We start from the raw sequence: 25,377 nt of genomic DNA, 5'->3' as shown, positions 1-25,377 counted from the left end.
CGGTCGCGGCGGGGCCGCCTACGCGCCCACGGCGCGGGCCAGACGCGTCGCCGCCGCAGCGCGCGGCCCGTTCTGCGGGGGCCTGCGGCGCGGGTGGACCGTGTTCGCGAGGAGGATCAGGAACGTGTCCGTGGCGCGGTCGAGGACGAGCGACGTGCCGGTGAAGCCGCAGTGACCCGCCGCGCCGCGGCCCGAGAGCTCGCCCATGAACCGGGGCTGGTCGAGCTGGAAGCCGAGGCCGGGCGCCGTCAGCATCAGCTCGACGTAGTCGGGGCCGAGGATACGGGCCGTGCCGTAGGAGCCGCTGTTGAGCAGGGTGCGGCACAGGACCGCGAGGTCGTACGCCGTCGAGAAGAGACCCGCGTGACCCGCGACGCCGCCGAGCGCCCAGGCGTTCTCGTCGTGGACGGTGCCGCGCAGGAGGCCCCGGTCGGCCTTGGCCCAGGGGCGGCGCTGGTCCTCGGTGGCGGCGGCGCCGGGGTGCGGGCCGAAGCCCGTCGCGGTCATGCCGAGGGGCCGGGTGATGCCGTCGCGCACGAGGACGTCGAGGGGGCGGTTGGTGAGGCGCTCCAGGACGTGCTGGAGCAGCAGCATGTTGAGGTCGGAGTAGAGGTACGCGCCGGGTGGGGACGACGGGGCCTCGGTGCGCAGGGCCGTCAGGCGGGCCGCGTCGTCCGGGCAGTCGTACAGCGGGAGTTCGGGACGCAGGCCCGAGGTGTGGGTGAGGAGCTGGCGGATCGTGACGTCGTGCTCGGCGGCGGCGGTGAACTCGGGGACGTAGGCGCCCACCCGCGCGTCGATGCCGAGGGTGCCGCGCTCCAGCTGCTGCACGGCGGCGACGGTGGTGAAGAGCTTGGTGAGCGAGGCGAGGTCGAAGGACGTGTCGGGGCGCATGGGGACGCGGGACGCGGGCGGGAACTCGACGCCCCGGTCGGCCGTCTCGTCGTAGGCGAGGTAGCGCATCGCCCAGCCCGCCGCCTCGTGCGCGGCGACGACCGGGCCGCGGCCCGCGAGGACGACGGCGCCCGCGCACCAGGGGCGCGCCCCGCGGGGCAGTTCGCGCACGTCCTGGACGAGGCGGCGCAGCTCGTCGGCGTCGAGCCCGGCGCGTTCGGGGGTGCCGGGGCGCAGTCGTGGGGTACTCAGTGCTCCGCCTCCCGCGTCGGTTCGGTCCCGCGCTGCCAGGGGCGGCACAGTCCCAAGAAGCATGCGACGGCGGCCAGGGCGCAGGCCAGCTGGACGACGGCCATCGGGACGGCGGTGTCCTCGCCCGCGATGCCGACGAGCGGTGAGGCGATGGCGCCGACCAAGAAGGAGGAGGTGCCGAGGAGCGCGGAGGCGGAGCCCGCGGCGTGCGGGGTGCGCATCAGGGCGAGGGCGTTGGTGTTGGGCATGGCGAGGCCCATCGCGGACATGAGGACGAACAGTCCCGCCGCGATCGGTACGAGTCCCACGTCGCCGAAGACGCCGGTCGCCATGAGCAGCAGCGCGGCGGAGGCGAGCGCGATGACGCAGAGGCCGACGGCGAGCGCCTTGTCGAGGCTGACGCGGCCGACGAGGAGCTTGCCGTTGATCTGGCCCACGGCGATCAGGCCGACGGAGTTGATGCCGAACAGGAGGCTGAAGGTCTGGGGCGAGGCGCCGTAGATCTCCTGGACCACGTACGGCGATGCGCTGATGTAGGCGAAGAGCGCGGCGAAGGCGAAGCCGCCCGCGATCATGTAGCCGGTGAAGACGCGATCGGCGAGGAGGCCGCGCATGGTGCGCAGCGCCTCGGCCGTGCCGCCGCTGTGCCGCCGTTCGGGGGCGAGCGTCTCGGGCAGGCCCTTCCAGACGAGGGCGGTCAGCGCGATGCCGACGGCGGTGAGGACGACGAAGATGCCGTGCCAGTCCGTGATCCGCAGGACCTGGCCGCCGATGAGGGGCGCGACGATCGGGGCGACGCCGGAGATCAGCATGAGGGTGGAGAAGAAGCGGGCCATCTCGACGCCGTCGTACAGGTCGCGCACGACCGCTCGGGCGATCACGATGCCGGCGGCCCCGGCGAGGCCCTGCACCAGACGGAAGCCGATGAGGAGCGGGGCCGTGGGGGCGAGGGCGCAGACGGCGGTGGCGACGATGTAGACGAGCAGGCCGACGAGGAGGGGGCGCCTGCGGCCCCACTTGTCGCTCATCGGGCCGACGGCGAGCTGCCCGAGCGCCATGCCGGTGAGGCAGGCGGTGAGGGTGAGCTGTGCGGTGGCGGCCGAGGTGTGCAGGGCGCCGGTGACCTCCGGGAGTGCCGGGAGGTACATGTCCATGGACAGCGGCGGTACGGCGGTGAGTCCGCCGAGTACGAGGGTGACCAGGAAGCCGGTGCGGCGGCGGGCGGTGAGCGTGGGGCCCGCGACGGGTGGTGCCTCGGGTATGCGCTGCGCTTCGCGCGCGGGCGCGTGCTGGCGGCCGTGGTCCGGCATGCGGTTCCCCTCCCGGTCGTTCATTCGATTACCTATGCTCTCAGCTCAGGTGCATTGGTTGAGACCACATTTCGTGACGTGCCGGCGCCGGGCGGTGGCCGGAACCGGGCAGGGGGCCTTCAGTGGTGGAACGTGAGCGTGTGCGGTGGGGCGTCCTGGCGACCGGGGGCATCGCCGCGTCCTTCACGGCGAACCTTCTCGACATGCCGGACGCGGAGGTCGTCGCCGTGGCGTCCCGCTCCGACGCCTCGGCGAAGGCGTTCGCGGAGCGCTTCGGGATCCCGCGGGCATACGGGGAATGGTCCTCGCTCGCCGAGGACGAGGACGTGGATGTCGTGTACGTCGCGACCCCGCACGCCGCACACCGCGCAGCCGCCGGGCTGTGCCTGGAGGCGGGGCGGGCCGTCCTGTGCGAGAAGGCGTTCACGCTGAACTCGCGCGAGGCGGAGGAGCTGGTGACGCTCGCCCGCAGCCGCGGCCTCTTCCTGATGGAGGCCATGTGGATGTACTGCCATCCGCTGATCAGGAAGCTGAAGGCGCTGGTCGACGACGGCGCGGTCGGTGAAGTCCGCACGGTGCAGGCCGACTTCGGGCTCGCCGGCCCCTTCCCTCCGGCTCACCGGCTGCGGGACCCGAAGCAGGGCGGCGGCGCGCTGCTCGATCTGGGCGTCTACCCGGTGTCGTTCGCGCACCTGATCCTCGGCGAGCCGTCGGAGGTCACCGCGAGGGCGGCGCTCTCGGACGAGGGCGTCGATCTCCGTACGGCGATGCTGCTCTCGTGGGAGAGCGGTGCTCACGCCCTGCTCAACTGCTCGATCGACGCGGGTACTCCGGTCACCGCGTCGATCACTGGGTCCAAGGGCCGCATCGACATTCCGCACGGCTTCTTCTACCCGGACCGGTTCGTGCTGCACCGGGACGGGCGGGAGCCGCAGGAGTTCACGGCGGAGGCGGGGGACGGGCCTCGCGACAGCCTCCGGCATGAGGCGGGTGAGGTGATGCACCGGCTGCGGGCCGGCGACACGGAGTCGCCGCTTGTTCCTCTGGAAGGGTCGCTGGCGGTTATGCGGACCCTGGATGCGGTCCGGGCCGCTGTCGGGGTGCGGTATCCGTCGGAGCGGTAGCGGTTTCGTTGCCGGGTGCGGGCCGGTGGGGCTTGTCGCGCAGTTCCCCGCGCCCCTGGAAAGCGGCTGCCCGCGCCCCCGAGAAGGTGCTCCCCACGCGCCTGAAGGCAGCCGTCCCGCGCCCCCGGGAATGATTCGGGGGCGCGGGGTGGCCGTTCCCGTTACGCCGGGCGCAGGCCCTGGTCGCCCACCTTGGTCACGAACGACGCGGCCGTGCTGATCCCGGCCCCCGGGACGGTCACCGCCGGGACCGTCTTGAAGTCGGCGCGGGCCTCGTGCTCGCCGAGCGCGACCGTCACGTAGCCGCGCCGCCCGTTGTAGAACTTCAGGTGCGGGTTGGCCTGGGTGTAGGTGCCCCAGTTCGCCGGCTTGTCGGCGCCGTCCTTGCCGCTGCTGACGGACGTGGCGACGATCTCCGTGCCGAGGGTCTTCGACGACGGGTCGTCGAAGTTGTCCTTGATGTCGAAGGCGTAGCCGACGTGCACGTCACCGGTGAGCACCATCAGGTTCTCGACGCGGGCCGCCCTGGCCCCGGCGAGGACGCGCTGACGCGAGGCGCGGTAGCCGTCCCACGCGTCCATGGACACCTTCGCGGCCGCGTTCAGGTCGAGCTTGCGCTGCGAGAAGGTGACCTGCTGCGGGACGACGTTCCACAGGGCGTGCGAGCGGCGCCAGCCGTCGACGAGCCACCGCTCCTGCGTGGCGCCGGTGATGGTGCGCGCCGGGTCGTCCGACTCGGGCCCGGGGACGTGGGAGCCGTCGCCGTACGCCTGGTTGGAGCGGTACTGGCGGGTGTCGAGGATGTCGAACTGGGCCAGCTTGCCCCAGGTCAGGCGCCGGTACATCTGGGCGTCGGGGCCCTGCGGGAGCTGCGGGCGGCGCAGGGGCTGGTTCTCCCAGTAGGCGCGGTACGCGGAGGCGCGGCGGAGCAGGAACTCGGCGGGCGGGCCGTCCTGTTCGTCGATGTCGTCCGCGTAGTTGTTCTCGGTCTCGTGGTCGTCCCAGGTGACCACGAAGGGGTGCGCGGCGTGCGCGGCCTTCAGGTCGGGATCGGACTTGTAGAGGGCGTAGCGCAGGCGGTAGTCCTCCAGGGTCACGGTCTCGTGGTTGAACCGGTCGGGCAGCACGTTCGCGCCGGTGTACGCGCGGACGCCGCCCGCGGGGGTCACGGCGTACTCGTAGAGGTAGTCGCCGAGGTGGAAGACGACGTCCACGGAGGGGTCGGCGGCGAGGTGCTTGTAGGCCGTGAAGTAGCCGTCGTGGTAGGCCTGGCAGGAGACCGCGGCGAGGGTGAGGGCCGAGGTGCGGGCGTGGGCGGAGGGTGCCGTGCGCGTCCGGCCGGTGCCGCTGACCCACTTGCCGGTGCGGAAGCGGTAGTAGTAGACGCCGCCCGGGGCGAGGTGGTCGACCTCAACGTGGACGGAGTGGTTGAACTCGGGGTGGGCGGTTGCCGTGCCGCGCCGCACGATGCGCCGGAAGCGCTCGTCGTGCGCGAGCTCCCACTCGACGGCTATGCGCTGGGCGGGCAGGCCGCTGTCCGCCTCGTACGGGGACGGGGCCAGGCGCGTCCACAGGAGGACGGAGCCGGGCAGGGGGTCCCCGGAGGCGACACCGAGGGTGAACGGGTCGGCGGTGATCTTCCGCGCGTCGAACTCGGCGGCGCTCGCGGCACCCGCGGCCGGCAGGTTGGTGGCGAAGGCGAGCGCGGCGGCGGCACCGGTGACCGTGAGGAACCGGCGGCGGCCCAAGTGGCCCGCCGCGGTGCGGAGTTCGGGCGAGTGCTGGCTCGGATGGCGTCCTTCGGCTGTCATGTGGCCCTCCCCTGACGGTTGTTGTCAGGGGAAATTGGAGTGGTGCGGGACGACCGTCGACTGTCATGCACACGGCCTCCATATGGCGGATGGGTGATCTCCGCGTGACCCCTCCTCCCGTACGCTCCGGGGCCATGAACGATCAGCACAGCGCATCCGCCACCAGCACCCCGACCGCCGTCGTGACCGGCGCGGGCTCCGGCATCGGCCGGGCCGTCGCCGTCGAACTGCTCCGCGCGGGCTGGCAGGTGGCGCTCGCGGGCCGCCGCACCGAGACCCTCGACGCGACGGCGGCCCTCGCCCCCGAGGCCACGGCCAGGTCGCTGTCCGTACGGGCCGATGTCTCCAGCCCCGACGACGTGGCGGCGCTCTTCGCCGCCGTACGCGACCGGTTCGGCCGGCTCGACCTGCTCTTCAACAACGCGGGCACGTTCGGGCCCTCGGCCCCGGTCGAGGACCTGGAGTACGACGCCTGGCGCCACGTCGTCGACACGAACCTCAACGGCGCCTTCCTGTGCGCTCAGGCGGCGTTCCGGCAGATGAAGGAGCAGGACCCGCAGGGCGGCCGGATCATCAACAACGGCTCCATCTCGGCGCACACGCCCCGGCCGCGCTCGACCGCGTACACGACGACGAAGCACGCGCTGACCGGGCTGACGAAGTCGCTGTCCCTGGACGGGCGTCCGTACCGGATCGCGTGCGGCCAGATCGACATCGGCAACGCGGCGACCGACATGACGGAGCGCATGCAGACCGGGACCCTCCAGGCGAACGGAACGCTGGCGGCGGAGCCGGTGATGGATGTCGCGGACGTGGCGCGCACGGTGCGGCACATGGCCGAGCTGCCCCTGGAGGCGAACGTGCAGTTCGCGACGGTCCTGGCGACCAACATGCCGTACATCGGGCGTGGTTGAGCGATTGATCTCGACTAATCTCCACAAGCGGAATGGGACCTACCGCCCCAATTCAGGGCAGCGTGGCCCGTATGCTCAGCACCTCTCCATGGGAACTTCACATTTGGAGCACACTTTGCGCATACGTTCCGCGGCCCCGGCCGCCCTGGCGGCCGGCGTCCTGTCGGTCTCCCTGCTCGCCGCGTCCCCGGCCTCCGCGGCCGCCCACCAGGGGGGTCTGCACCTGGGCTACATCCAGTACGACAGCCCCGGCAGCGACAACCGGTCGAACTCGTCGCTGAACGCGGAGTGGGTGAACATCCACAACAACACCCGCTCCGCGATCCAGCTCAAGGGCTACAAGCTGAAGGACAACACCGGCTACACGTACACGTTCGGCAGCTACAACATCGGCGCCGGCAAGACCGTCAAGGTCCGCACCGGCCGGGGCACCGACGCCTCGGGCGTGCGCTACTGGGGCCGCGGCTCGTACGTCTGGAACAACACCGGCGACAAGGCCCGCCTCATCAAACCGAGCGGCACCCAGCTCGACTCCTGCTCATGGGGTGACGGGCCCGGCGGGATCAGCTGCCACTGAGCCATTTGCGAGGGGGAAGGCGGGCAGCCGTTCCGCGATCCGGGGCCAGGGGGACCTGCCGACGGGACCGCAGGAAAACCCGGGCCGCGCTGCGGCTGCCCGCGCTACGCTCCCCCGTCATGAACACCCACGCCGACGTGCTGCGATACACCGCCTTCACCACGGACCCCGCGGGCGGCAACCCCGCCGGTGTCGTGCTCGACGCGCGCGCCCTCGACGACGAGGAGATGCTCGCGATCGCGGCCCGGCTCGGATACAGCGAGACGGCGTTCCTGACACCGGCGCCCGCGTCCGACAGCGCCCCGGCACCCGACGGCACGCAACGCTCGTACACCGTGCGCTACTTCAGCCCGAAAGCCGAGGTCCCCTTCTGCGGGCACGCCACGGTGGCCACGGCCGTGGCGCTCGGCGAGATCGACGGGCCCGGCGACTACCTCTTCGTGACGCAGGCCGGCGAGGTGCCGGCGACGGTCACTCTGGGGGCCGACGGCACCCCGCGCACGACGCTCACCAGCGTCGAGCCGCACATCACCGACGTGGCGCCGGACGACCTGGCCGAGGCGCTCGCCGCGCTCGACTGGCCCGCCGCCGACCTCGACCCGGCGTTCCCGCCGCGCATCGCGTACGCGGGCGCCCGCCACCTCGTCCTCGCGGCCGCCACCCGCGCGCGGCTCGCCGACCTCTCCTACGACTTCGCGCGCCTCGAGGCCCTGATGCACCGCCTCGATCTCACCACGGTCCAACTGGTGTGGCGCGCCTCGGAGTTCGTCTTCCACGCCCGCGACCCGTTCCCGGTCGGCGGTGTCGTGGAGGACCCAGCGACGGGCGCCGCCGCGGCCGCGTTCGGCGCGTACGCGCGCACACTCGGACTCGTCCCCTCCAATGCGGTCCTCACCCTCCATCAGGGCGAGGACATGGGCCGCCCGGGCGAGCTGACAGTGACACTGCGCGAGGGCGACCCGCGAGTCCGGGTGAGCGGCGCGGCGGTACGGATTCCCGGCTGACGCGTGCGGGACCGGGCTGCCGGCCCCGGTACCGGCCGGGGGCTACGCCTCGCCGGTCTCGAAGCGGGTCACCTTGCCGCCCTCCACGACGAACTGCCACTTCGTCCGCATCTCGCCCCAGGCGTCGTTGCTGTAGCGGGCGGTGAGGGCGAGGCCGCCCGAGGACTCCTTCTCGATCTCCATGTGCCCGTGGGAGTCGAAGATCTCGCGGCCGGTCCACTCGTCGATGTCCCGGTCGGACCCGTCGTCGGACATCGTCGCGCCGGGCGCGAGGGCGGCGCGGAACGCCTCCCGGTCGTGGGCGTTCACCGCGGTGACGAAGGCCCGGACCGCGGGGTCGCTGAGCTTCGTTGTCTGGATGGGCATATCGCCGTCTCCCGCCTCTCCTTCCGGCGCTACGGTGCCGGACCTTCCGGTCGTACGTCGCCGGGTCGGGACCCCGGCCGCACGGGGCCCGGGCCCCCGGCCCAGACTCACACCGCCGCCCGGTGCCCGCCACCCGAACGGGCCCGCGCACCGGGTGCCGCGGCCCGGCCTGCCGGACCGTAGGACCATGACCTGTTTCAAGCACCGTAGGACCATGACCTGCCACAAGCCTTGTGTGGACCGGAAAGACCTGGGACTGCTCGCGCTGCGTGTGGGCACGGGCGGTGTGCTCGCCGCGCACGGAGCGCAGAAACTGCTCGGCTGGTTCGGCGGCCCGGGCCTGCGCGGCACGGCCGCCGGGATGGAGGCCATGGGCTTCGCCCCGCCGAAGGCGAGCGCCCTGGCCGCCGGTGTCGGCGAGGCGGCCGGCGGCGTCCTGCTCGCCCTCGGCCTCGCCACGCCCGTCGCCGGGGCCGCCGCCGCGGGCACGATGGCCGGCGCGGTCGCGGTGCACGCGCCCAACGGCTTCTTCGCCCAGGGCGGCGGCTACGAGTACCCGGCCTTCCTCGGCTTCGTCGCCGCGGGCCTCGCGGTGACCGGTGCGGGCCGCTACTCCCTCGACCACTCGCTCGGGCACGTCCTGGACCGGCACTGGATGGTCCCGGCCGCCCTCGTGGGCGGTGCCGCCGCCGCGCTCGCGGTGGTGGCGTCGCGCAACAAGCGGGTGGGCCGGCCGGGTCCGCGGGAGGATTCCGCGGACGGCACGGACGAGTAGCCCGTCCGTGGCAGGCTGCGGGGTATGCCCGACTCCACGCGGCCCAGCGCCCGGCACGACCTCGCCCCGCCCACGTACGACAGCGTGTGGGAGACCGTCGACGAGCTGCGCGCCTGGCTCGACACGCACAACCGCCGCACCGGCGACGAGGCCCTCCTGCTGCGGGTGCTCAAGCTGTCCGAGGAGGTCGGCGAGGTCGCCGAGGCGGTCATCGGCGCGATGGGCCAGAACCCGCGCAAGGGCGAGAGCCACTCCTGGCAGGACGTCGAGTCGGAGCTCTGCGACGTCGTGGTCACCGCCCTCGTCGCCCTGCGCACCCTCACCCCGAACGCCCCCGAGGTGCTGGCGGCGCATCTGCGTCGGGTGGCGGAGAGGTCACTCACCTCATGACCGTCCGGCTGAACGACAGCTGCGGCGGCGTACCGCACCCGGACTTCCCCGCGGAGGGCCGGGGTTAGGCTCGATGTGGATCGCGGTCCGGACGGTCGCGATCACGGATCAGGCGGCCGGGGTCAGGGACCACCGGCACGGAAACGGGGGCCCGGCATGGGCAGGTTCGACGGTGGCGCGGTCATCGCGGTCAGCAGTAACGAGACGTACTCCTTCACCAAGCCGAACCGGGAGAGCATCACGCTGCTCGGCGGGCTCGGTGTGGAGGGTGATGTGCACGCGGGCGTCACGGTCAAGCACCGTTCCCGCGTCGCGAAGGATCCGACGCAGCCGAATCTGCGGCAGGTCCACCTCATGCACGAGGAGCTGTTCGCCGAAGTCGCCGAGCAGGGCCACGAGGTCGCTCCCGGCGACCTCGGGGAGAACGTCACGACGACCGGCATCGACCTGCTCGCGCTGCCCGCGGGCACGCTCCTGCACCTGGGCGAGGGCGGCGCGGTCGTCGAGGTCACGGGCCTGCGCAACCCCTGCCTGCAGATCGACCTCTTCCAGGACGGACTGCTCAAGCGGGTCGTCGGGCGCGACGAGAACGGGGCGGTCGTCCGCAAGGGCGGGATCATGAGCGTGGTGCGGACCGGCGGCGTCGTGCGCCCCGGCGACGCGATCCGCGTGGTGCTTCCGGCCGAGCCGCACGTCGCCCTGGAAGCCGTCTGATGACGCTCGAGCCGGAGATCCCCGTCGTCGCCCCCTACGAAGCAGCGTGGCCGGAGCGGGGCCGCGAGCTGTGCGCCGAACTCGGCGCGGCGCTCGGCCCGTTGGCGCTGCGGGTGGAACACATCGGCAGCACGTCGATCCCGGGGATGGCGGCGAAGCCGGTCTACGACCTCCAGGTGAGCGTCGCCGGCCTGGACGAGGCGGAGGCGGCTTTCGCGGGGCCCCTCGCGGAGCTGGGCTTCCGGCTCTCCCCCTACCGCCGGGACCACGTGCCGGCGGGCCTGGACGACCACCCGTCGCGCTGGGCCAAGCGCTTCTGGTCCCGCCGCGGCACGTCCGCCGAGCCGGTCAACCTGCACGTACGTCTCGCCGGCTCCCCCAACGAACGCCTCGCCCTGCTCTTTCGCGACTGGTTCCGCACCCACCCGGAGGCGGTCCCGGCCTACGCCCACTTCAAGTACGCCCTCGCCTCCCGGGTCTCCGACACGGGCACGTACGCCGATGTGAAGGACCCGGTGGTCGACCTGGTGGTGGCGGTCGCGGAGACGTGGGCGGCGGAGACGGGGTGGACGCCGGAGCCTGCGGCCTGACCCAACTCCCCCTGGCTGACTGGTGACTTCCCGGTGAACGGATACCATCGCGGGCACCGCACCGGGATGTCCGAGGAATGGGGAGTCGACCGTGGAGCAACCGCCGCGTCTGGGCGTCGCGATCGTGACGATGGGCAACAGGCCCAGGGAGGTCGACGCCCTCCTGGCGGCGGTGGCGAAGCAGGACGTGGCACCGGCGCGGGTCGTCCTCATCGGCAACGGCTCCCCGCTGCCCGACTTCACCGGGTCCGGCCTGCCCTTCACCGTCACGACCGTCGAACTCGACGACAACCTCGGCTGCCCCGGCGGCCGCAACGTCGCTCTGGAGCGGCTGCGTGACTTCGGCGACGTGGACGTGGCGGTGGAACTCGACGACGACGGGCTCCTCGTCGACGCGGACGTCTTCCGGACGGTCCGCGACCTGTACGCCGGTGACCCGCGGCTCGGCATCGTCGGCTTCCGCATCGCGGACGAACACGGCGAGACGCAGCGCCGCCACGTGCCGCGGCTGCGCGCGAAGGACCCGATGCGGGGCGGTGAGGTGACGGCGTTCCTCGGCGGCGGCCACGCGTTCTCGATGCGGATGCTCGCCGAGACCGGCGACTGGCCCGCCGACTTCTTCTTCACGCACGAGGAGACCGACCTCGCCTGGCGGGCCCTGGACGCCGGCTGGAAGGTCGTCTACGAGCCGTCGCTCCTGCTCCAGCACCCCAAGACGTCGCCCGCCCGGCACGCGGTCTATCACCGCATGACGGCCCGCAACCGCGTCTGGCTGGCCCGGCGCCGGCTCCCACTCCCCCTGATCCCGCTCTATCTCGGCACCTGGACCCTCCTCACCCTCGCCCGCACCCGGTCCGCCGGGGGCCTGCGCGCCTGGGCCGGGGGCTTCGCCGAAGGCGTGCGCACGCCGTGCGGGGACCGGCGGCCGATGCGCTGGCGCACCGCGTGGCACATGACGCGACTGGGGCGGCCGCCGGTGATCTGAGCCGGGACGGAGCGGCGGGGCGGGACGTGGTGCGTCGCGGGGCCGACAGGCGCACCCTGGTAATAGCAGTCCCGGAGGTGATCGCGATGTCGGCACAGACCGCTGTCGGATGGCATGTAGAGCTGGAATTCGAGGAAGACACACATCGCACGCGTGCCGCCGCGCTCGTCCGGCTCCCCGACGGGAGCGAGGTACGGGCCCATGGTTACGCGAGCCGCCACCCCTCCGACGCGAACCAGCCGCGGGTCGGCGAGGAGGTCGCGGGTGCGAGGGCGCTCAACGAGCTGGCGATGAAGATGCTGACGAAGGCACACGACGAGATCGACGAGGCATCGGGACGGACGTCGCACACGTTGCGGTGAGCTGATTGTCCCCAGAGCCTCCCCGAGCAGGGAAACCACCCACGGCAGTCGAGGAGTTCGCGCAGGTCAGGGACCTGGCAGGCAGACGAGTCGGGCTGTACGCCGGGTTTTGTCGCCCGGTCGCCTCGCGGCGGCCGGGGAGACGGCCATCCATCTAGGACCGGCGTTGCCGCCGGCCTCGTGCGGTCTACCCGCGGACTCGGGCGGGCAGCCCTCGAACGTCCGCGCAGAGCCGCCTCTTCTTGCGAGGAAGCGGCTCCTTTTGACCTTGCTCCAGGTGGGGTTTACCTAGCCGCCTGAGTCACCTCAGGCGCTGGTGGTCTCTTACACCACCGTTTCACCCTTACCGAGGGCCTTGCGGTCCCCGGCGGTCTGTTTTCTGTGGCACTGTCCCGCGGGTCACCCCGGGTGGCCGTTAGCCACCACCTTGCCCTGTGGAGCCCGGACGTTCCTCGGGAAAACCCCGGTGAAAGGGTCCTCACGCGGCCGTCCGCCCGGCTCGTCTGCCGTGCCGACCATGCTACCCGGCGCTCAGGCCGGGGCGAACTGAACCTTCGCCGCCCCCGGGTCGGCCTGCGTCAGCCGTACCCGCAGCCGCTCCCCCAGCGGCAGCGGAGCCGTACCGCCCTCGATGCGGGCGACGACCGCCGGGTCGGTCAACTGGACGGTGCCGACGGCCGGTTCGTGGTCCTTCACATCGACGACGCACGCCTCGAAGATGTCGCCGATCCGGTCCTTGAGGAGCGCCGCCTCGACGATGTCGACGCAGCCGCGCTCGACGGCGTTGGCCCGGCGCGTGCCCTCCGCCATCTCCTTCGGCAGGGCGGGCAGCGCGGCGAGCACCCACTCCGGGGGCGCGGTGCCCGCGCTCGCGGCCAGGCACAGTTCGGAGGCGTAGCGGTCGGAAAGGCGGCGCAGCGGGGCCGTGCAGTGGGCGTAGGGCGCGGCGACGGCGGCGTGGACGGTGAGGTCGGGGAGCGTGCCGCCGCTGAACACGGTGTAGCCGGCGCCGCGCAGGAGCGTCGTGCACTCCTGGAGGAAGGCCGCGTGGTGCGGCTTCTTCGGGTCGAGCGAGCGGATGAGCTGGGCGTACGGGACGTGGTGCGGCCAGTCGATGTGCAGGGCGCGGGCCGTGCGGCGCAGGCGGCCGACAGCACCGTCGGGAGCGGCCGGCAGGGTGCGCAGGATGCCGGTGCCCGCGGCGAGCATGAGGTCGGCGGCGGCCATGCCGGTGAGCAGGGAGATCTGGGCATTCCAGCCGTCGGCGGGGAGCGGAGCGCGGTAGCCGAGCTCGTAGCGGCCGTCGCGTTCGGTGATCTCTTGTTCGGGGACGTTGAGGGAGATGCCGCCGCGCTCGGTCTCCAGCTGTTCGCGCAGGCGTCCGATCTCGCGCAGGAGCGCTACGGGGTCCTCGGCGGTGCCGTCGTCGATGGCCCGCTGCACGCCCTCGTAGTCGAGCTTCGCGCGGCTGCGTACGGCGGCGCGGGCCACGTGGGTGGCGACGGTGCGCCCTTCGGCGTCGAGGTCGAGCGTCCACAGGACGGCGGGGCAGGTCTGGCCGGGGAGCAGGCTGGCGGCGCCCTCGCTGAGCACGGTGGGGTGCAGCGGGACCTTCTCGTCGGGGAAGTAGAGCGTGGTGACGCGGCGGTGGGCCTCGGCGTCGAGGGGGCCGCCGGGCGTGACGTACGCGGCGACGTCGGCGATGGCGTAGCGGACCCGGTAGCCGCCGTCGCGGCGCGAGAGGTGCATCGCCTGGTCGAGGTCGACGGCGGCCGGCGGGTCGATCGTGAAGAAGGGGATGTCGGTGGCGTCCGCCCGGCCGGTGGGTGACGGTGGGTGCGGGGCCGTCGCGGCCCGTTCCGCCTCCGCGAGGGCGTCGGCCGGGAAGGCCCCGGGGACGTCCAGGGTCGTACGCAGTTCACGTAGTGCGGCACACAGCTGGGCCTCGGCTGCGCCGCTCACACGGAGATGACGGCGGGGCATGCACCGAGCGTAGGACGGGGCGGGGACGTCGGCACCCCGTGATCCGCGGCACCGCGTGCTCCGCGGCACCCCATGACCGCGGCACCCCGTGTTCCCGGGCGCCCCGTGTTCCCCGCACCCCGGGTCCTCCGGCACCCCATGACCCCGGCGCCCCGTGACCGCGACACACGGTGATCCGCGGCGCCCCGTGCTCCGCGACACCCTGTGTTCCCGGGCGCCCCATGTTCCCCGGCACCCCATGACCGCGGCACCCCATGACCGCGGCACCCCTTGTTCCCGGGCGCCCCATGACCGCGGCACCCCGTGTTCCCCGGCACCCCCTCCCCTTCCGTACGCTTTCGCTGGGGCCGCACCCCCGAATCCGCATCACTGTCCCGAGGAGTCCGATCGTGCTCGTGCTGCTGCCGCCGTCCGAAGGCAAGGCCCCGTCGGGCCGCGGCGCCCCGCTGAAGCCTGAGGCGCTCTCCCTGCCGGGACTCGCCGGGGCGCGGCAGGCCGTGTTCGACGAGCTGGTCGAGCTGTGTGCCGCCGACGAGGACAAGGCGCGCGAGGTGCTCGGCCTCAGCGAGGGGTTGCGCGGGGAGATCGCGAAGAACGTGGAGCTGCCCACCGCGGGTGCGCGCCCCGCCGGTGAGATCTACACGGGTGTCCTCTACGACGCGCTCGGCCTCGCCACCCTGGACGCGGCGGCGAAGCGCCGGGCGGCGCGTTCGCTGCTGGTCTTCTCCGGTCTGTGGGGCGCGGTGCGGGTGAGCGACCGGATTCCCTCGTACCGCTGCTCGATGGGTGTGAAGCTGCCGGGGCTCGGGGCGCTCGGCGCGCACTGGCGCAAGCCGATGGCCGAGGTCCTTCCGGAGGCGGCCGGGGACGGACTCGTGCTCGATCTGAGGTCGTCCGCGTACGCGGGCGCGTGGAAGCCGAAGGGTGAGGTCGCGGGGCGTACGGCGACGGTGCGGGTGCTGCACGCGCAGACGGATCCCGTGACCGGCGTGGAGAAGCGTTCGGTCGTGTCGCACTTCAACAAGGCGACGAAGGGCCGGATCGTGCGCACGCTCCTGGAGACCGGCACCACGCCCGCGGACCCCGCCGAGCTGATCGAGGCGCTGCGGGATCTCGGCCATGTGGTGGAGGCGCAGGCGCCCGCGAAGGCGGGAACGGCGTGGGCGCTCGACGTAGTGGTCACCCAGATCCACTGAGTACCGACCAGATCCACTGGGCACCAACTCATACGCATTGCAGCATGCGCAACGCCCTTTGCGCATGCTGCACACCGCGGGGCAGGATGGTCCCATGACTGATTCCTCCGTGCTCGATCTCGCCCCCGTCGTACCCGTCGTCGTCGTGGAGGACGTCGCCGACGCCGTGCCGCTCGCGCGGGCGCTCGTCGCGGGCGGCCTGCGGGCGATCGAGGTGACGCTGCGGACGCCGGCCGCGCTCGACGCGATCCGCGCCATCGCGGACGAGGTGCCGGACGCCGTCGTCGGCGCGGGCACGGTCATCTCGCCGCAGAACGTCGCCGACTCCGTCGCGGCCGGTGCGCGCTTCCTGGTCAGCCCCGGCTGGACGGACTCGCTGCTCGACTCGATGAAGAGGTCCGGGGTGCCGTTCCTGCCGGGCGTCTCCACGACGTCGGAGGTCGTGGCGCTCCTGGAGCGCGGGGTGAGCGAGATGAAGTTCTTCCCCGCGGAGGCCGCGGGCGGTGTGCCGTATCTGAAGTCGCTGGCGGGTCCGCTGCCGCAGGCGCGGTTCTGCCCGACCGGCGGGATCTCGGTGACCTCGGCCCCGTCCTACCTCGCGCTGAAGAACGTGGGCTGCGTGGGCGGCAGTTGGATGTTGCCGGCGGACGCGGTGGCGGCGAAGGACTGGGGCCGGATCGAGGAACTGGCCCGCGAGGCGTCGGCTCTCCAAGGCGCCGGCCCCGGTAAATCCAGCCCGTCCGGCGCTTGAGGACCGGGGCCCGGGGCAGAGCCCCGCGACGTCAGCGCAGGTGCGCCGTCTCGTTCAAGAGCCGCACGCTCGCGTTGCCGTCGCCGTAGTACGCGACCGCCGACAGCGACGCCGCCGAGAGTTCCATCCGGAACAGTGACTCCGGCGGCGCGCCGAGCGCGAGCCGTACGAACGTCTTGATCGGCGTGACGTGCGTGACGAGGAGGACCGTGCGTCCCGCGTACTGCCCGACGAGCCGGTCCCGCGTCGTGGCGACCCGACGGGCGACCGCCGCGAAGCTCTCGCCGCCGCCGGTCGGTTCGGCCTTCGACGAGGCCAGCCAGGCGTTCATGTCGTCCGGGTAGCGCTCGCGGACCTCCCCGAAGGTCAGCCCCTCCCACGCCCCGAAGTCCGTCTCGCGCAGGCCCTCTTCGATGGTCACGTCGAGCCCGAGGCGGGCGGCGACGGTCCGCGCCGTCTCCTGGCACCGCTTGAGCGGCGACGAGACGATCGCCTGAACGGTGCCGCGCGCGGCGAGCGCCGTGGCGACCCGCTCGGCCTGCGCGCGCCCCGCCGCCGACAGCTCGGGATCGCTGCCGCCGGAGCCGGAGAACCGCTTCTCGGGCGTGAGCGCGGTCTCCCCGTGCCGCAGGAGTACGAAGGTGGCGGGCGCCCCGAGATCGGGAGCCGCCGACCAGCCCTGAGACGCGGTGCCCGCCACGTTCTGAGCGGCCCGCGTGTCCGTGCTGCCCCGCGTGCCCGTGTCGCCCCGTGCGTCCGTGCTGCCCCGCGTGCCCGCGAGTGCGGCCCGCGCCTTCGCCGCCCCGGCCGCCGCGTCCCCGGGCGGAGCCCCCCGGTCCACCTGGGGACGCGGCGCATCGAGCTCGGCGGTCGAGCGCGAGGCCTCCCACTGCTTGCCCCGCTTGCCCGCGTCCATCGCCTCGTTGGCGAGCCGGTCCGCGTGCTTGTTCCGCTCGCGCGGGATCCACTCGTACGTCACCTGCGACGCCGGGAGCACGGTCGCCGCCTCGGCGGCGAGCGGCCGCATGTCGGGGTGCTTGATCTTCCAGCGGCCCGACATCTGCTCGACGACGAGCTTGGAGTCCATCCGGACGTGCACCGACGCCGTCGGGTCGAGGGCGTGGGCGGCGCGCAGGCCCGCCACGAGCCCCCGGTACTCGGCGACGTTGTTCGTGGCGATGCCGATGTACTCGGCGGCCTCCGCCAGGGTCTCCCCCGTCGCCGCGTCGATGACGACCGAGCCGTAGCCCGCCGGCCCCGGGTTGCCCCGGGAACCGCCGTCGGCCTCGACGATGAACTCCCGCACCACGAAGGCTCCTACAGGCCGGACTCGGACGTGCGCACCAGGATCCGGTGGCAGTTCTCGCAGCGCACCACGGAGTCGGACGCCGCGGCCCGCACCTCGTTCAGCTCGGTGATGTTCAGCTCCAGCTGGCAGCCCTCGCAGCGGCGCTGGTAGAGGCGGGCCGCACCGACGCCGCCCTCCTTGATCCGGAGCTTGTCGTAGAGCTTCAGCAGGTCGGCGGGGACGGTACCGGAGATGACCTCGCGCTCCTTGGTGACCGAGGCGGCCTCGCCGTCGATCTCCTCGAAGGAGGCGTCGCGGCGGGCCGTCGCGTCGTCGATCTTGCCCTGGACGGAGGCTACCCGGCCGGTCAGCTCCTCGAAGCGCTCCTGCGCGGACTCGCGGCGCTCCATGACCTCGAGGACGACGTCCTCCAGGTCGCCCTGGCGCTTGGCCAGCGAGGCGATCTCGCGCTGGAGGTTCTCCAGGTCCTTGGGGGACGTGACGGCGCCGGAGTCCAGGCGCTGCTGGTCGCGGGCGGCGCGCTGGCGGACCTGGTCGACGTCCTGCTCGGCCTTGGTCTGCTCGCGGGCGCAGTCGCTCTCCTCCGTCTGCGCGGCGACGTGCAGGTCGCGCAGCTGCGTGAGGTCCTTGTTCAGCGACTCGATCTCGGCGTGCTCGGGCAGCGACTTGCGCTTGTGCGCGAGCTGCGACAGTCGTACGTCCAGGGCCTGGACGTCGAGAAGTCGGATCTGGTCGGCGGGCGCGGCGTTCAGTTGGGGGCTCCAGTTGGGATCGGTGCGGCGTTGGACGCCGCGTGGGCGGTCCAGGGGTCGGTGACCGTCTTCGAGACGTGGACGCGAAGTCCCCATCCGTTGCGGTCGGAGATCTCGTCGAGCTGGGCGGCCGCCAGCTCGCACCAGGGCTGCTCGGTGGCCCAGTGGGCGGCGTCGAGCAGCGCGAGGGGGCTCTGTTCGCGGGCCTCCGAGGCGGGGTGGTGGCGCAGGTCCGCGGTGAGGAAGGCGTCGACGCCCGCGGCGCGCACGTCGGCGAAGAGGCTGTCGCCGGAGCCGCCGCTGACGGCGATCGTGCGGATCGTCGCGTCGAGGTCGCCGGAGATGCGGATGCCCTGCGCGGTGGCGGGCAGCCGGTCGGCGGCCAGGCCGGCCAGTTCGCGCAGGGTGACGGGGTGTTCGAGTTCGCAGATCCGGCCGAGTCCGCGGCGGCCCGCGGGGTCGGTCGGGTCCGGTACGAGGGGGCCGGTGACGCGGAAGTCGAGGGCGCCCGCGAGTGCGTCGGAGACGCCCGGGTCGGCGCTGTCGGCGTTCGTGTGCGCGACGTGCAGAGCGATGTCGTTCTTGATCAGCGTGTGGACGACGCGGCCCTTGAAGGTGGTGGCGACGACGGTCGTCGTGCCGCGCAGATAGAGCGGGTGGTGCGTGACCAGCAGGTCCGCGCCCAGCTTCACCGCCTCGTCGACGGTCTCCTGAACCGGGTCCACGGCGAACAGGACCCGAAGGACCTCGGCGTCGGGGTCGCCGGCGACCGTGCCGACCGCGTCCCACGACTCGGCCCGCTCGGGGGGCCACAGCTTCTCGAGCGCGGCGATGACTTCAGACAGACGGGGCACGGTGAAAGGCTACCTTCCCTCCATGCCCCGTCGGCCCTGGCGCACATTCGGCCGCGGCCGGCAGCGGTACGGGCTCACGTACCGCTACCGGCCGGGGACGGTCGGCTACTTGGCGAGGTGGACGGCGGACCACTCGACGAGGTGAGCGACGGACTACTTGACGAGGTAGCCGTGCAGGTCGTCGAGGACCAGGTTCGCGGCGGTGACACCGAGCCCCAGGTACCAGGTCTCGTCCGGGACGTCCTTGGCCTGTCCGTTCTTCACGGCGCCGAGCTTCTTCCACAGCGGGTTGTCCTCGGCGGTGGCGCGGTCGGTCTTCTTCGCGTCGCCGTAGACGCCGGTGAAGATCCAGTCGGCGTCGGCCTGGTCGATCTTCTCCGGGCTGACCTCCGTGGCGAGGTCCACGACCTGCTGGTTCTTGGGGCGCGGGATGCCGGCGTCGTCGAGGATCGTGCCGATGAAGGACGCCTTCGCGTAGAGGCGGATCATGCCGGGCATGTAGCGCAGCATCGTGACGGTGGGCTTCTTCTCGCCGATGTCGTCGCCGAGCTTCTTCGCCTTCTTCTCGTACGCGGCGAGGTTCGCCTTGGCCTCGGCGGTCTTGTCGAGGGCGGACGCGTTGAGGAGGTAGTTCTCCTTCCACGTGAAGCCGGGGCGGATGGAGAACACCGTCGGGGCGATCTTGGAGAGCTGCGGGTAGAGCTTGGCGGCGCGCAGCTCGCTGCCGAGAATCAGGTCGGGGTGGAGATTGGCGATCGCCTCCAGGTTGAGGGAGTTGATCGTGCCGACGTCCTTGGGGGTGCCCGCCGTCTTCTTCAGGTAGGACGGGACGCCGTCGTCGCCCTCGGTGGGGGCGTAGCCGACGGGCTTGACGCCCAGCGACGCGACATTGTCGAGCTCGCCCACGTCGAGGACCACGACCCTCTTGGGCTGCGCCTTGAGTTCGGTCTTGCCCATGGCGTGCTCGATGGTGCGCGGGAACTGGCCGGCCTTGGCGGTCGTGCCCATCTTGGCGGTCTGCGAGGCCGCCTTGGCGAAGTCCTCGCCGCCCTGGGCGACGGCCTTGGAGCCGCTGCCGTTGTCGGACTTGCCTGAGCCGGCGGAGGAGCCGGAGCCCGAGTCGCCCGACCCGCAGGCCGCGAGCGACAGGGCGGCGGCCACGGCGAGGGCTACGGCGGCGGTGCCGCGGGTGCGAGGGCTTGTTCGCAGGGCCATGGGTGTTCCAGCTCCGAACTTCGTGGCGTCAGGCCGCCGTAAATATGGTTAGGCAAACCTAACACCAGGCACTTCCGGACGTGCCAGCACATCCGACCCACCCCTTTCAGGCAGATACGGACATGGCCACCCTTTGGTGTGAAGCCTGAGCCGCGAGTGCCACGGCAGCGCGTGCGAAAACTAGCTTCGGCTCGGACGAACCGGAGGTGAGTGATCCCCATGACGGCCTTGGCGATCGAGCCCACGACGGAGACGGAGAGCGGACCGGGCCCGGCGCGCGGACCGGCCCCGAAAAGCGGACACGAACCGGAGAACGGACAGGACCCGGAGCCGTGCGCGGCCGCGCACGCGGACCGGGACCAGGAGAACGGGCAGGCGCCCGAGCGCGGACCCGCCACGGATGACGGGCGGCCCCCGGAGCGCGGACCCGACACCGAGCCCGACACCGAGTACGGGCACGCCCCGGACCACCGACCCGCCGCCAACCACCGGCAGGCCCCCGACCACGGACCCGCCACCCATCATGGGCAGGCCCCGAACACCGATCCCGGACCCGGCACCGGTCCGCGGCCGGACGGCACCCCAGGACCGGACAGCGCGCAGGCCCCGGAGAGTGGCCCCGCTCCCGCTCCCCCAACGCCCCCTCCCCCCGCGCCCGCTCCCCCCACACCCCGCCCCGCGCCCGCCTCCGTCACCCCCCGCACCCCCCGCCCCGCGTGCGTCATCACCGCCGACGGGGCCTACGCCGCGCGGCTCGCGTCCGACGGGACGTCCTGGTTTCCGGAGCGGTGGACCTTGGACGGGCCGGAGCCGTACGCGGTGCCGTTGCCCGGGAACCAGCCGGAGGAGCCGGGGACCGAGGTCGTCCCCATGGGCGACGGGCGCGTCCTCATCCGGCGCGCGGTGGACGGCCGCCACTCGTTCTCCTTGCTGTACCCGACGGGTCCGCGAACGGGCGAGGTGCCTCTCGGGGCCGTGAGCGGGGGGCAGTTGACGCTGCTTCCGCCGGCGCCGGGCGGCAGATGCGCGTACGCCATCACCGTGGGCGAGCGGTCGACGGGTGTGTGGATGGTCGCGGGCGGGGCGTTCGGGCCCGAGTTCGTGGCCGAGGTCCCGGGGCGCTGTTCGGGCGGGGTGTGGCTGGACCGCGCGGGCCGGATGCTGGCGCTGGACCGCTCCCTCGACGGGGGTCCCGTCAAGGCGGTCGCGGTGGACCTGGGGCGGGGCGGCGAGGTCACGCCGCTGCTCCAGATCGCGGAGTCCAGCGCGGACAGGCTGGTGCTCGCCGATCCGGACAGCGGGCTGCTCCTGATCCGCTCGGACGCACCGTCGCCCGGCCATGAACGTCTGGGCTGGGGCGTGTTGGGCTCGACACTGCCGGTGCGCTTCCCCGAGTGCCTGCGTCTGACGGACTGCGCGATGACGCCGTTCGCGATCCAGCCGGGGCAGACCCTGATGCCGGAGAGCTGTGCGGTGGCGCTGCGGGTCGACGGCGCCGCGGGCACCTGGCTGGGCCTGTGGCGGCCCGCCGACCGCCGACTGCATCACCTCGCGCCCCCGCAGGGCTGGTTGGCGGGGGCGGGCCTGTGGACGCGCGACGGTGAGCTGCAACTCCCGTACGTCACCGAGTCGGTGCCCTGCGGGATCGCGCGCGCGTCGGTACCGGACCCCGACGATCATCCGGCCGAGCAGGCCCCGCAGACAGTGCCCGAGCCGCCCTCGGCGGCCCGTCCCGTGCCGCTCCAGCAGGCTCCTCTTGCCGGTCTCATGCGACGCGCGACAACCGCCGGGACAAGGGCGGCACCCGCCGGTTAGACTCGCCCGGCTGTTTGAAGGATCTTGTTACGGGGTGAGTTTTCGATGGCCGACACGATGAACGCGGAGATGACCACGGCGGAGTCCAGGGAGGCGGCGGACAGGTCCGCCGGTCCCGGCCGGCACCGTGGTGGTGTGTCCTCGCGGGACGAGAATGCGGCGCCGCACGGCCGGCACCGCAAGGTGCAGTCCGAGCAGGGCTGAACGGCATGACGGAGGGGCCCGGAACCGTATGGTTCCGGGCCCCTTCGCCATGGGTTCAGGCGTGTTTGAGGCCGAGCACCTCGGCCGCGGCGAACGTCTCGTTCGGCGGCCGGTCCGCGTAGTGCGGGGTGAGCAGCGCGTCCAGCTCCTCGTAACTGAAGGCGTCCTTCTCGGTGTCGAACTTGGCGGAGACCTTGGGGCGTTCGACGACGGCGACCAGGCCGCCGTGCACGACGAGCAGCTGGCCGTTGACGTTCCCGGCGGCCGGGGACGCGAGGTAGCCGACGAGCGGGGCCACGTGTTCGGGGGCCAGCGGGTCGAGCTCGCCCGCTCCGGGCTCCGCGAAGCCGGCGAAGACGTCCTCGGTCATACGGGTGCGGGCGCGCGGGCAGATGACGTTGGCCGTGACGCCGTACTTGCCGAGGGCGAGGGCCGAGGAGGTCGTCAGGCCGACGATGCCGCCCTTGGCCGCCGCGTAGTTGGGCTGTCCGGCCGAGCCGGCGAGGAAGGCCTCGGACGAGGTGTTGACGATGCGGCCGTAGACGGGTGCGCCCGCCTCCTTCGAGCGGGCGCGCCAGTGGACGGATGCGAAGTGGCTGGTGTTGAAGTGCCCCTTGAGGTGGACGCGGATGACCGAGTCCCACTCGTCCTCGCTCATCGAGAAGATCATGCGGTCGCGCAGGATGCCCGCGTTGTTGACGAGGATGTCGAGTTTTCCGTACGTGTCGACGGCCAACTGGACGAGCTCGCGGGCCTGTTCGTGGTCGGCGACGTCCCCGAGGTGGGCGACGGCCTGCCCGCCCGCGGCCCGGATCTCGGCGGCGACCTCCTCGGCCGGGGTGGCGTCGGCGCCGCCCGAGCCGTCGCGGCCCGGCTGCCCGAAGTCGTTCACGACGACGCTCGCGCCGAGCCGGGCGAGTTCGAGCGCCTCCGCCCGGCCGAGGCCGCGACCCGCGCCGGTGACGATCGCGGACAGGCCTTCGAGTGGCTGTGACATCAAAGTCCTCTCAGAGCACGGAGGTTCAGATTTCGATGCAGGTGCGCAGTGCCGCGCCCGTCCGCATCTGGTCAAGGGCTTCGTTGATCTCCGCGAGCGGTACGCGGTGCGTGATGAGGCTCTCCAGGTCGATGCGGCCGGCCCGCCACAGGGAGATGGCCCGCTCGTAGGAGGTCAGGACGTCGCCGCCGCCGTACATGGACGGCAGGATCTTCTTCTCGTCGAAGAACAGCTCGAACATGTTCAGCTGGAGGAAGTCGTCGAGGGCGCCCGCGCCGACGACGCACAGGGTGCCGCCGCGCCGCGTCGTCTCGTAGGCGGTGCGGGCCGTGGCGGACTTGCCGACGACCTCGAAGACGTAGTCGAAGCCCTCGCCCGCGGTGACGCGCTGCTTGGCGTCGGCGAGTTCGTCCGGGGACACGGCCTCGGTGGCGCCGAACCTCAGGGCTGCCTCGCGGCGTGAGGCGACGGGGTCCACGGCGACGATCTGCGCGGCACCCTTGAGCCGGGCGCCCTGGATCGCGGAGATGCCGACGCCGCCGCAGCCGATGACGGCGACGGACGAACCGGCCGCCACGTCCGCGGTGTTGATGGCGGCACCGAGCCCGGTGGTGACGCCGCAGCCGATGAGGGCCGCTATGTCGAAGGGCACGTCGTCGGGGATCGGCACGGCGCAGCCCGCGTCGACGACGACCTCCTCGGTGAAGGTGCCGGTGCCGGCGAAGCCGAAGACGTCACCACCGGGGCGCTTGAAGTTGGGGGTGCCCGCGTTCATGAAGCCGGCGAGGCAGAGCTGGGTCTGGCCGCGTTTGCACGCCGGACAGGCGCCGCAGGCCGGGAGCCAGCAGACGAGGACGCGGTCGCCGGGCTTGACGTTCGTGACGCCGTCGCCGACGTCGAGGATCTCGCCGGCGCCCTCGTGACCGGGGATGAAGGGGGCGGGCTGCGGCAGCACGCCGTTCATCGCGGACACGTCGGAGTGGCACAGTCCGGTGGCCCTGACCCGGATCTTCACCTTCCCCGGACCGAAGCCCACCGCCTCGACGTCGTCGAGTACCTCGAGTTTGTCCTGGCCTATCTCGTGCAGTACGGCTGCGCGCATGGCGTGCGGCTCCTCTCCCGATGGGTCCCGAAGGGCCTCGAAGGGCCCGGAGGTGTCAGGCGTGTTCGACGATGGTGTCGGCGAGTACGGGCGCCTCGTCCCGCTCGACGGCGGTGACCGTGACCTGGATCCGGCCCTTGGAGCGCCACATCCGGATCCGCAGCGTCTCGCCCGGGAAGACGACCCCGGTGAACCGCGTCGCGTAGGACCGCACGCGGGACACGTCGCCGTCGAGGAGCGTGTCGACGACGGCCTTGAGCGTCATGCCGTACGAGCACAGACCGTGCAGGATGGGCCGGTCGAAGCCGGCGAGCTTGGCGAACTCCGGGTCGGCGTGCAGGGGGTTCCAGTCGCCGGAGAGCCGGTACAGGAGTGCCTGGTCCTCGCGGACGGGGCGGTCGACGGTGCGGTCGGGTTCGCCGGTGGGCGCCTCGACGCGGGTGGACGGGCCGCGGTCGCCGCCGAAGCCGCCCTCGCCGCGGACGAAGATCTGCGCGTCGCTGGTCCACAACGGACCGTCGGCGTCGGCGACTTCTGTGCGCAGGACGAGGATGGCGGCCTTGCCCTTGTCGTAGACGGCGGCGACGCGTGAGGTGGAGGTCGCGCTGCCCTTGACGGGGATGGGGCGGTGCAGTTCGACGCCCTGGCCGCCGTGCAGGACGTGGGCGAGGTTGACGTCGATGCCGGGGGCCGAGAGGCCGCCGACGACGCCCATGCCGGCGCCCGCGACGGTGGCGAAGCTGGGCAGGACGTGCAGCCGGGACTCGAGGGTGTAGCGCAGCTCGTCGGGGTCGGTGGCGGGGGTGCCGGCGCCGAGACCCAGGTGGTAGAGCTGGATGTCCTTGTGGTCCCAGGTGATCTCGGCGGACCGGGGTTCGGCGGCTACGGCCTTGGCGGCGTCGATCGGCATCAGACTCAAGACTCCTTGTGCGGGGAAGACCTCGGTGCGGCCGTCCGCACCGTCGGTCGCACCGAGGTCGTTGCTGGGCCGGAGGAACCCCCGGCTGGGGGAACCCTGGTGGAACGCCACGCGCCCGTTCTAGAACGCGTTCCAGTCCGGCGATCCCATGTATAGCCAAGACCACGGCAGTTGGGAAGACTCCTGACGCCATGTCAGATACGGCGGGCTGC

Annotated in this window: 27 protein-coding genes and 1 other RNA gene; 15 read left to right on the top strand and 13 right to left on the bottom strand. The window is 72.5% G+C overall.

What is annotated here, in order from left to right:
- Positions 1-18: 18 nt before the first annotated feature.
- On the bottom strand, positions 19-1,209 hold the full coding sequence (locus tag AC07EJ_RS05380) for a serine hydrolase domain-containing protein (protein ID WP_389475874.1): 1,191 nt from the start codon (positions 1,207-1,209) through the stop codon (positions 19-21).
- Positions 1,143-2,456 carry a multidrug effflux MFS transporter gene (locus AC07EJ_RS05375; RefSeq protein ID WP_389476337.1) on the bottom strand — a complete coding sequence of 438 codons (1,314 nt, stop codon included), beginning with the start codon at positions 2,454-2,456 and terminating at the stop codon, positions 1,143-1,145. Before AC07EJ_RS05375 ends, AC07EJ_RS05380 begins: the two co-directional genes overlap by 67 nt.
- 125 nt (positions 2,457-2,581) lie before the next feature.
- Here AC07EJ_RS05375 and AC07EJ_RS05370 point away from each other — a divergent pair, with 125 nt between their 5' ends.
- On the top strand, positions 2,582-3,580 hold the full coding sequence (locus tag AC07EJ_RS05370; RefSeq protein ID WP_478883828.1) for a Gfo/Idh/MocA family protein: 999 nt from the start codon (positions 2,582-2,584) through the stop codon (positions 3,578-3,580).
- Between the two features lie 161 nt (positions 3,581-3,741).
- On the opposite strand, the gene AC07EJ_RS05365 is transcribed toward AC07EJ_RS05370, so the two are convergent.
- Complete coding sequence (locus tag AC07EJ_RS05365; RefSeq protein ID WP_393582580.1) at positions 3,742-5,391, bottom strand: alkaline phosphatase D family protein; 1,650 nt, start codon at positions 5,389-5,391, stop codon at positions 3,742-3,744.
- A 134-nt stretch (positions 5,392-5,525) separates the two neighbouring features.
- Between AC07EJ_RS05365 and AC07EJ_RS05360 the strand changes: the two genes are divergently transcribed.
- The 3 genes from AC07EJ_RS05360 to AC07EJ_RS05350 all read left to right on the top strand — a co-directional run bounded on the left by AC07EJ_RS05360 (position 5,526) and on the right by AC07EJ_RS05350 (position 7,886).
- Entirely contained in the window at positions 5,526-6,305 is a 780-nt protein-coding gene (locus AC07EJ_RS05360) for an SDR family oxidoreductase (protein WP_389475880.1), read from the top strand.
- A 115-nt stretch (positions 6,306-6,420) separates the two neighbouring features.
- Positions 6,421-6,882 (top strand): lamin tail domain-containing protein, encoded by a 462-nt coding sequence (locus AC07EJ_RS05355; RefSeq protein WP_389475882.1) that lies wholly within the window; start codon positions 6,421-6,423, stop codon positions 6,880-6,882.
- Between the two features lie 119 nt (positions 6,883-7,001).
- Positions 7,002-7,886 (top strand): PhzF family phenazine biosynthesis protein, encoded by an 885-nt coding sequence (locus AC07EJ_RS05350; RefSeq protein ID WP_389475884.1) that lies wholly within the window; start codon positions 7,002-7,004, stop codon positions 7,884-7,886.
- Between the two features lie 42 nt (positions 7,887-7,928).
- On the opposite strand, the gene AC07EJ_RS05345 is transcribed toward AC07EJ_RS05350, so the two are convergent.
- Positions 7,929-8,252: a nuclear transport factor 2 family protein gene (locus AC07EJ_RS05345; RefSeq protein ID WP_389475886.1), complete on the bottom strand. Its 324-nt coding sequence runs from the start codon at positions 8,250-8,252 to the stop codon at positions 7,929-7,931.
- Between the two features lie 214 nt (positions 8,253-8,466).
- Between AC07EJ_RS05345 and AC07EJ_RS05340 the strand changes: the two genes are divergently transcribed.
- From AC07EJ_RS05340 to AC07EJ_RS05315, 6 genes are all read left to right on the top strand, one after another.
- Entirely contained in the window at positions 8,467-9,027 is a 561-nt protein-coding gene (locus tag AC07EJ_RS05340; protein WP_393582584.1) for a DoxX family protein, read from the top strand.
- Between the two features lie 24 nt (positions 9,028-9,051).
- Complete coding sequence (locus tag AC07EJ_RS05335; RefSeq protein ID WP_389475890.1) at positions 9,052-9,417, top strand: MazG-like family protein; 366 nt, start codon at positions 9,052-9,054, stop codon at positions 9,415-9,417.
- Between the two features lie 156 nt (positions 9,418-9,573).
- The gene (locus AC07EJ_RS05330; protein ID WP_389475892.1) at positions 9,574-10,131 is read left to right on the top strand and encodes an MOSC domain-containing protein; all 558 of its coding nucleotides are present in this window, start codon (positions 9,574-9,576) and stop codon (positions 10,129-10,131) included.
- Complete coding sequence (locus AC07EJ_RS05325) at positions 10,131-10,721, top strand: GrpB family protein (RefSeq protein WP_389475895.1); 591 nt, start codon at positions 10,131-10,133, stop codon at positions 10,719-10,721. The genes AC07EJ_RS05330 and AC07EJ_RS05325 overlap by 1 nt, the downstream gene beginning before the upstream one ends.
- 130 nt (positions 10,722-10,851) lie before the next feature.
- The gene (locus AC07EJ_RS05320; protein WP_389476339.1) at positions 10,852-11,706 is read left to right on the top strand and encodes a glycosyltransferase family 2 protein; all 855 of its coding nucleotides are present in this window, start codon (positions 10,852-10,854) and stop codon (positions 11,704-11,706) included.
- Positions 11,707-11,792: 86 nt separating this feature from the next.
- Positions 11,793-12,068, top strand: a complete 276-nt coding sequence (locus tag AC07EJ_RS05315; protein WP_100592570.1) for a DUF1876 domain-containing protein — start codon at positions 11,793-11,795, stop codon at positions 12,066-12,068.
- Between the two features lie 82 nt (positions 12,069-12,150).
- Here AC07EJ_RS05315 and rnpB read toward each other — a convergent pair.
- Together rnpB and AC07EJ_RS05305 are read right to left on the bottom strand one after the other, a co-directional pair.
- Positions 12,151-12,570: RNase P RNA component class A (gene rnpB, locus AC07EJ_RS05310), an RNA gene on the bottom strand.
- Positions 12,571-12,599: 29 nt separating this feature from the next.
- Positions 12,600-14,051 carry an RNB domain-containing ribonuclease gene (locus tag AC07EJ_RS05305; protein WP_478883827.1) on the bottom strand — a complete coding sequence of 484 codons (1,452 nt, stop codon included), beginning with the start codon at positions 14,049-14,051 and terminating at the stop codon, positions 12,600-12,602.
- 389 nt (positions 14,052-14,440) lie between these two features.
- Here AC07EJ_RS05305 and yaaA point away from each other — a divergent pair, with 389 nt between their 5' ends.
- Together yaaA and eda are read left to right on the top strand one after the other, a co-directional pair.
- Positions 14,441-15,247, top strand: coding sequence for a peroxide stress protein YaaA (gene yaaA, locus AC07EJ_RS05300; protein ID WP_389475900.1), 807 nt, complete (start codon positions 14,441-14,443; stop codon positions 15,245-15,247).
- A 94-nt stretch (positions 15,248-15,341) separates the two neighbouring features.
- Complete coding sequence (gene eda / locus AC07EJ_RS05295) at positions 15,342-15,998, top strand: bifunctional 4-hydroxy-2-oxoglutarate aldolase/2-dehydro-3-deoxy-phosphogluconate aldolase (protein ID WP_389475902.1); 657 nt, start codon at positions 15,342-15,344, stop codon at positions 15,996-15,998.
- Between the two features lie 31 nt (positions 15,999-16,029).
- Here the strand turns inward: eda and AC07EJ_RS05290 are convergent, their stop codons facing one another.
- From AC07EJ_RS05290 to AC07EJ_RS05280, 3 genes are read right to left on the bottom strand one after another with little or no spacing between them, the layout of a single operon-like run.
- A complete protein-coding gene (locus AC07EJ_RS05290) occupies positions 16,030-17,304 on the bottom strand; it encodes a bifunctional RNase H/acid phosphatase (protein ID WP_478883928.1) in 1,275 nt (424 codons plus the stop codon).
- Positions 17,305-17,315: 11 nt separating this feature from the next.
- Complete coding sequence (locus AC07EJ_RS05285; protein WP_389476343.1) at positions 17,316-18,059, bottom strand: zinc ribbon domain-containing protein; 744 nt, start codon at positions 18,057-18,059, stop codon at positions 17,316-17,318.
- Positions 18,056-18,913 carry a Nif3-like dinuclear metal center hexameric protein gene (locus AC07EJ_RS05280; protein WP_478883826.1) on the bottom strand — a complete coding sequence of 286 codons (858 nt, stop codon included), beginning with the start codon at positions 18,911-18,913 and terminating at the stop codon, positions 18,056-18,058. The genes AC07EJ_RS05285 and AC07EJ_RS05280 overlap by 4 nt, the downstream gene beginning before the upstream one ends.
- Before the next feature lie 22 nt (positions 18,914-18,935).
- On the opposite strand from AC07EJ_RS05280, the gene AC07EJ_RS05275 reads away from it, so the two are divergent.
- Entirely contained in the window at positions 18,936-19,058 is a 123-nt protein-coding gene (locus tag AC07EJ_RS05275; RefSeq protein WP_389475906.1) for a hypothetical protein, read from the top strand.
- 8 nt (positions 19,059-19,066) lie between these two features.
- Here the strand turns inward: AC07EJ_RS05275 and AC07EJ_RS05270 are convergent, their stop codons facing one another.
- A complete protein-coding gene (locus AC07EJ_RS05270; protein WP_389475908.1) occupies positions 19,067-20,128 on the bottom strand; it encodes an ABC transporter substrate-binding protein in 1,062 nt (353 codons plus the stop codon).
- A gap of 228 nt (positions 20,129-20,356) precedes the next feature.
- Here AC07EJ_RS05270 and AC07EJ_RS05265 point away from each other — a divergent pair, with 228 nt between their 5' ends.
- Together AC07EJ_RS05265 and AC07EJ_RS05260 are read left to right on the top strand one after the other, a co-directional pair.
- The gene (locus AC07EJ_RS05265; protein ID WP_478883927.1) at positions 20,357-21,943 is read left to right on the top strand and encodes a hypothetical protein; all 1,587 of its coding nucleotides are present in this window, start codon (positions 20,357-20,359) and stop codon (positions 21,941-21,943) included.
- A gap of 45 nt (positions 21,944-21,988) precedes the next feature.
- Positions 21,989-22,147 (top strand): hypothetical protein, encoded by a 159-nt coding sequence (locus AC07EJ_RS05260; RefSeq protein ID WP_389475912.1) that lies wholly within the window; start codon positions 21,989-21,991, stop codon positions 22,145-22,147.
- 55 nt (positions 22,148-22,202) lie between these two features.
- Here AC07EJ_RS05260 and AC07EJ_RS05255 read toward each other — a convergent pair whose 3' ends face one another.
- Genes AC07EJ_RS05255 through AC07EJ_RS05245 form a run of 3 tightly spaced genes read right to left on the bottom strand, consistent with a single transcriptional unit; the run spans position 22,203 to position 25,156 of the window.
- Positions 22,203-23,144 (bottom strand): 3-oxoacyl-ACP reductase, encoded by a 942-nt coding sequence (locus tag AC07EJ_RS05255; protein ID WP_389475914.1) that lies wholly within the window; start codon positions 23,142-23,144, stop codon positions 22,203-22,205.
- Positions 23,145-23,169: 25 nt separating this feature from the next.
- Positions 23,170-24,246: a Zn-dependent alcohol dehydrogenase gene (locus tag AC07EJ_RS05250; RefSeq protein WP_389475916.1), complete on the bottom strand. Its 1,077-nt coding sequence runs from the start codon at positions 24,244-24,246 to the stop codon at positions 23,170-23,172.
- Positions 24,247-24,301: 55 nt separating this feature from the next.
- On the bottom strand, positions 24,302-25,156 hold the full coding sequence (locus AC07EJ_RS05245) for a MaoC/PaaZ C-terminal domain-containing protein (RefSeq protein WP_478883825.1): 855 nt from the start codon (positions 25,154-25,156) through the stop codon (positions 24,302-24,304).
- Between the last annotated feature and the right edge of the window lie 221 nt (positions 25,157-25,377).

Source organism: Streptomyces sp. NPDC045026, assembly GCF_056432625.1.
Note: the sequence above shows the minus strand (reverse complement) of the source record. Positions and strands in the feature narration are given on the sequence as shown.

What these genes read in the sequence shown, in the direction of transcription:
- AC07EJ_RS05380 (WP_389475874.1), bottom strand. Translation starts at nt 1,209, where the DNA reads ATGCTTCTTGGGACTGTGCCGCCCCTGGCAGCGCGGGACCGAACCGAC.
- AC07EJ_RS05375 (WP_389476337.1), bottom strand. Translation starts at nt 2,456, where the DNA reads ATGCCGGACCACGGCCGCCAGCACGCGCCCGCGCGCGAAGCGCAGCGC.
- AC07EJ_RS05365 (WP_393582580.1), bottom strand. Translation starts at nt 5,391, where the DNA reads ATGACAGCCGAAGGACGCCATCCGAGCCAGCACTCGCCCGAACTCCGC.
- AC07EJ_RS05360 (WP_389475880.1), top strand. Translation starts at nt 5,526, where the DNA reads ATGAACGATCAGCACAGCGCATCCGCCACCAGCACCCCGACCGCCGTC.
- AC07EJ_RS05350 (WP_389475884.1), top strand. Translation starts at nt 7,002, where the DNA reads ATGAACACCCACGCCGACGTGCTGCGATACACCGCCTTCACCACGGAC.
- AC07EJ_RS05345 (WP_389475886.1), bottom strand. Translation starts at nt 8,252, where the DNA reads ATGCCCATCCAGACAACGAAGCTCAGCGACCCCGCGGTCCGGGCCTTC.
- AC07EJ_RS05340 (WP_393582584.1), top strand. Translation starts at nt 8,467, where the DNA reads ATGACCTGCCACAAGCCTTGTGTGGACCGGAAAGACCTGGGACTGCTC.
- AC07EJ_RS05335 (WP_389475890.1), top strand. Translation starts at nt 9,052, where the DNA reads ATGCCCGACTCCACGCGGCCCAGCGCCCGGCACGACCTCGCCCCGCCC.
- AC07EJ_RS05330 (WP_389475892.1), top strand. Translation starts at nt 9,574, where the DNA reads ATGGGCAGGTTCGACGGTGGCGCGGTCATCGCGGTCAGCAGTAACGAG.
- AC07EJ_RS05325 (WP_389475895.1), top strand. Translation starts at nt 10,131, where the DNA reads ATGACGCTCGAGCCGGAGATCCCCGTCGTCGCCCCCTACGAAGCAGCG.
- AC07EJ_RS05320 (WP_389476339.1), top strand. Translation starts at nt 10,852, where the DNA reads ATGGGCAACAGGCCCAGGGAGGTCGACGCCCTCCTGGCGGCGGTGGCG.
- AC07EJ_RS05315 (WP_100592570.1), top strand. Translation starts at nt 11,793, where the DNA reads ATGTCGGCACAGACCGCTGTCGGATGGCATGTAGAGCTGGAATTCGAG.
- AC07EJ_RS05305 (WP_478883827.1), bottom strand. Translation starts at nt 14,051, where the DNA reads ATGCCCCGCCGTCATCTCCGTGTGAGCGGCGCAGCCGAGGCCCAGCTG.
- eda (WP_389475902.1), top strand. Translation starts at nt 15,342, where the DNA reads ATGACTGATTCCTCCGTGCTCGATCTCGCCCCCGTCGTACCCGTCGTC.
- AC07EJ_RS05275 (WP_389475906.1), top strand. Translation starts at nt 18,936, where the DNA reads ATGCCCCGTCGGCCCTGGCGCACATTCGGCCGCGGCCGGCAGCGGTAC.
- AC07EJ_RS05270 (WP_389475908.1), bottom strand. Translation starts at nt 20,128, where the DNA reads ATGGCCCTGCGAACAAGCCCTCGCACCCGCGGCACCGCCGCCGTAGCC.
- AC07EJ_RS05260 (WP_389475912.1), top strand. Translation starts at nt 21,989, where the DNA reads ATGGCCGACACGATGAACGCGGAGATGACCACGGCGGAGTCCAGGGAG.
- AC07EJ_RS05255 (WP_389475914.1), bottom strand. Translation starts at nt 23,144, where the DNA reads ATGTCACAGCCACTCGAAGGCCTGTCCGCGATCGTCACCGGCGCGGGT.
- AC07EJ_RS05250 (WP_389475916.1), bottom strand. Translation starts at nt 24,246, where the DNA reads ATGCGCGCAGCCGTACTGCACGAGATAGGCCAGGACAAACTCGAGGTA.
- AC07EJ_RS05245 (WP_478883825.1), bottom strand. Translation starts at nt 25,156, where the DNA reads ATGCCGATCGACGCCGCCAAGGCCGTAGCCGCCGAACCCCGGTCCGCC.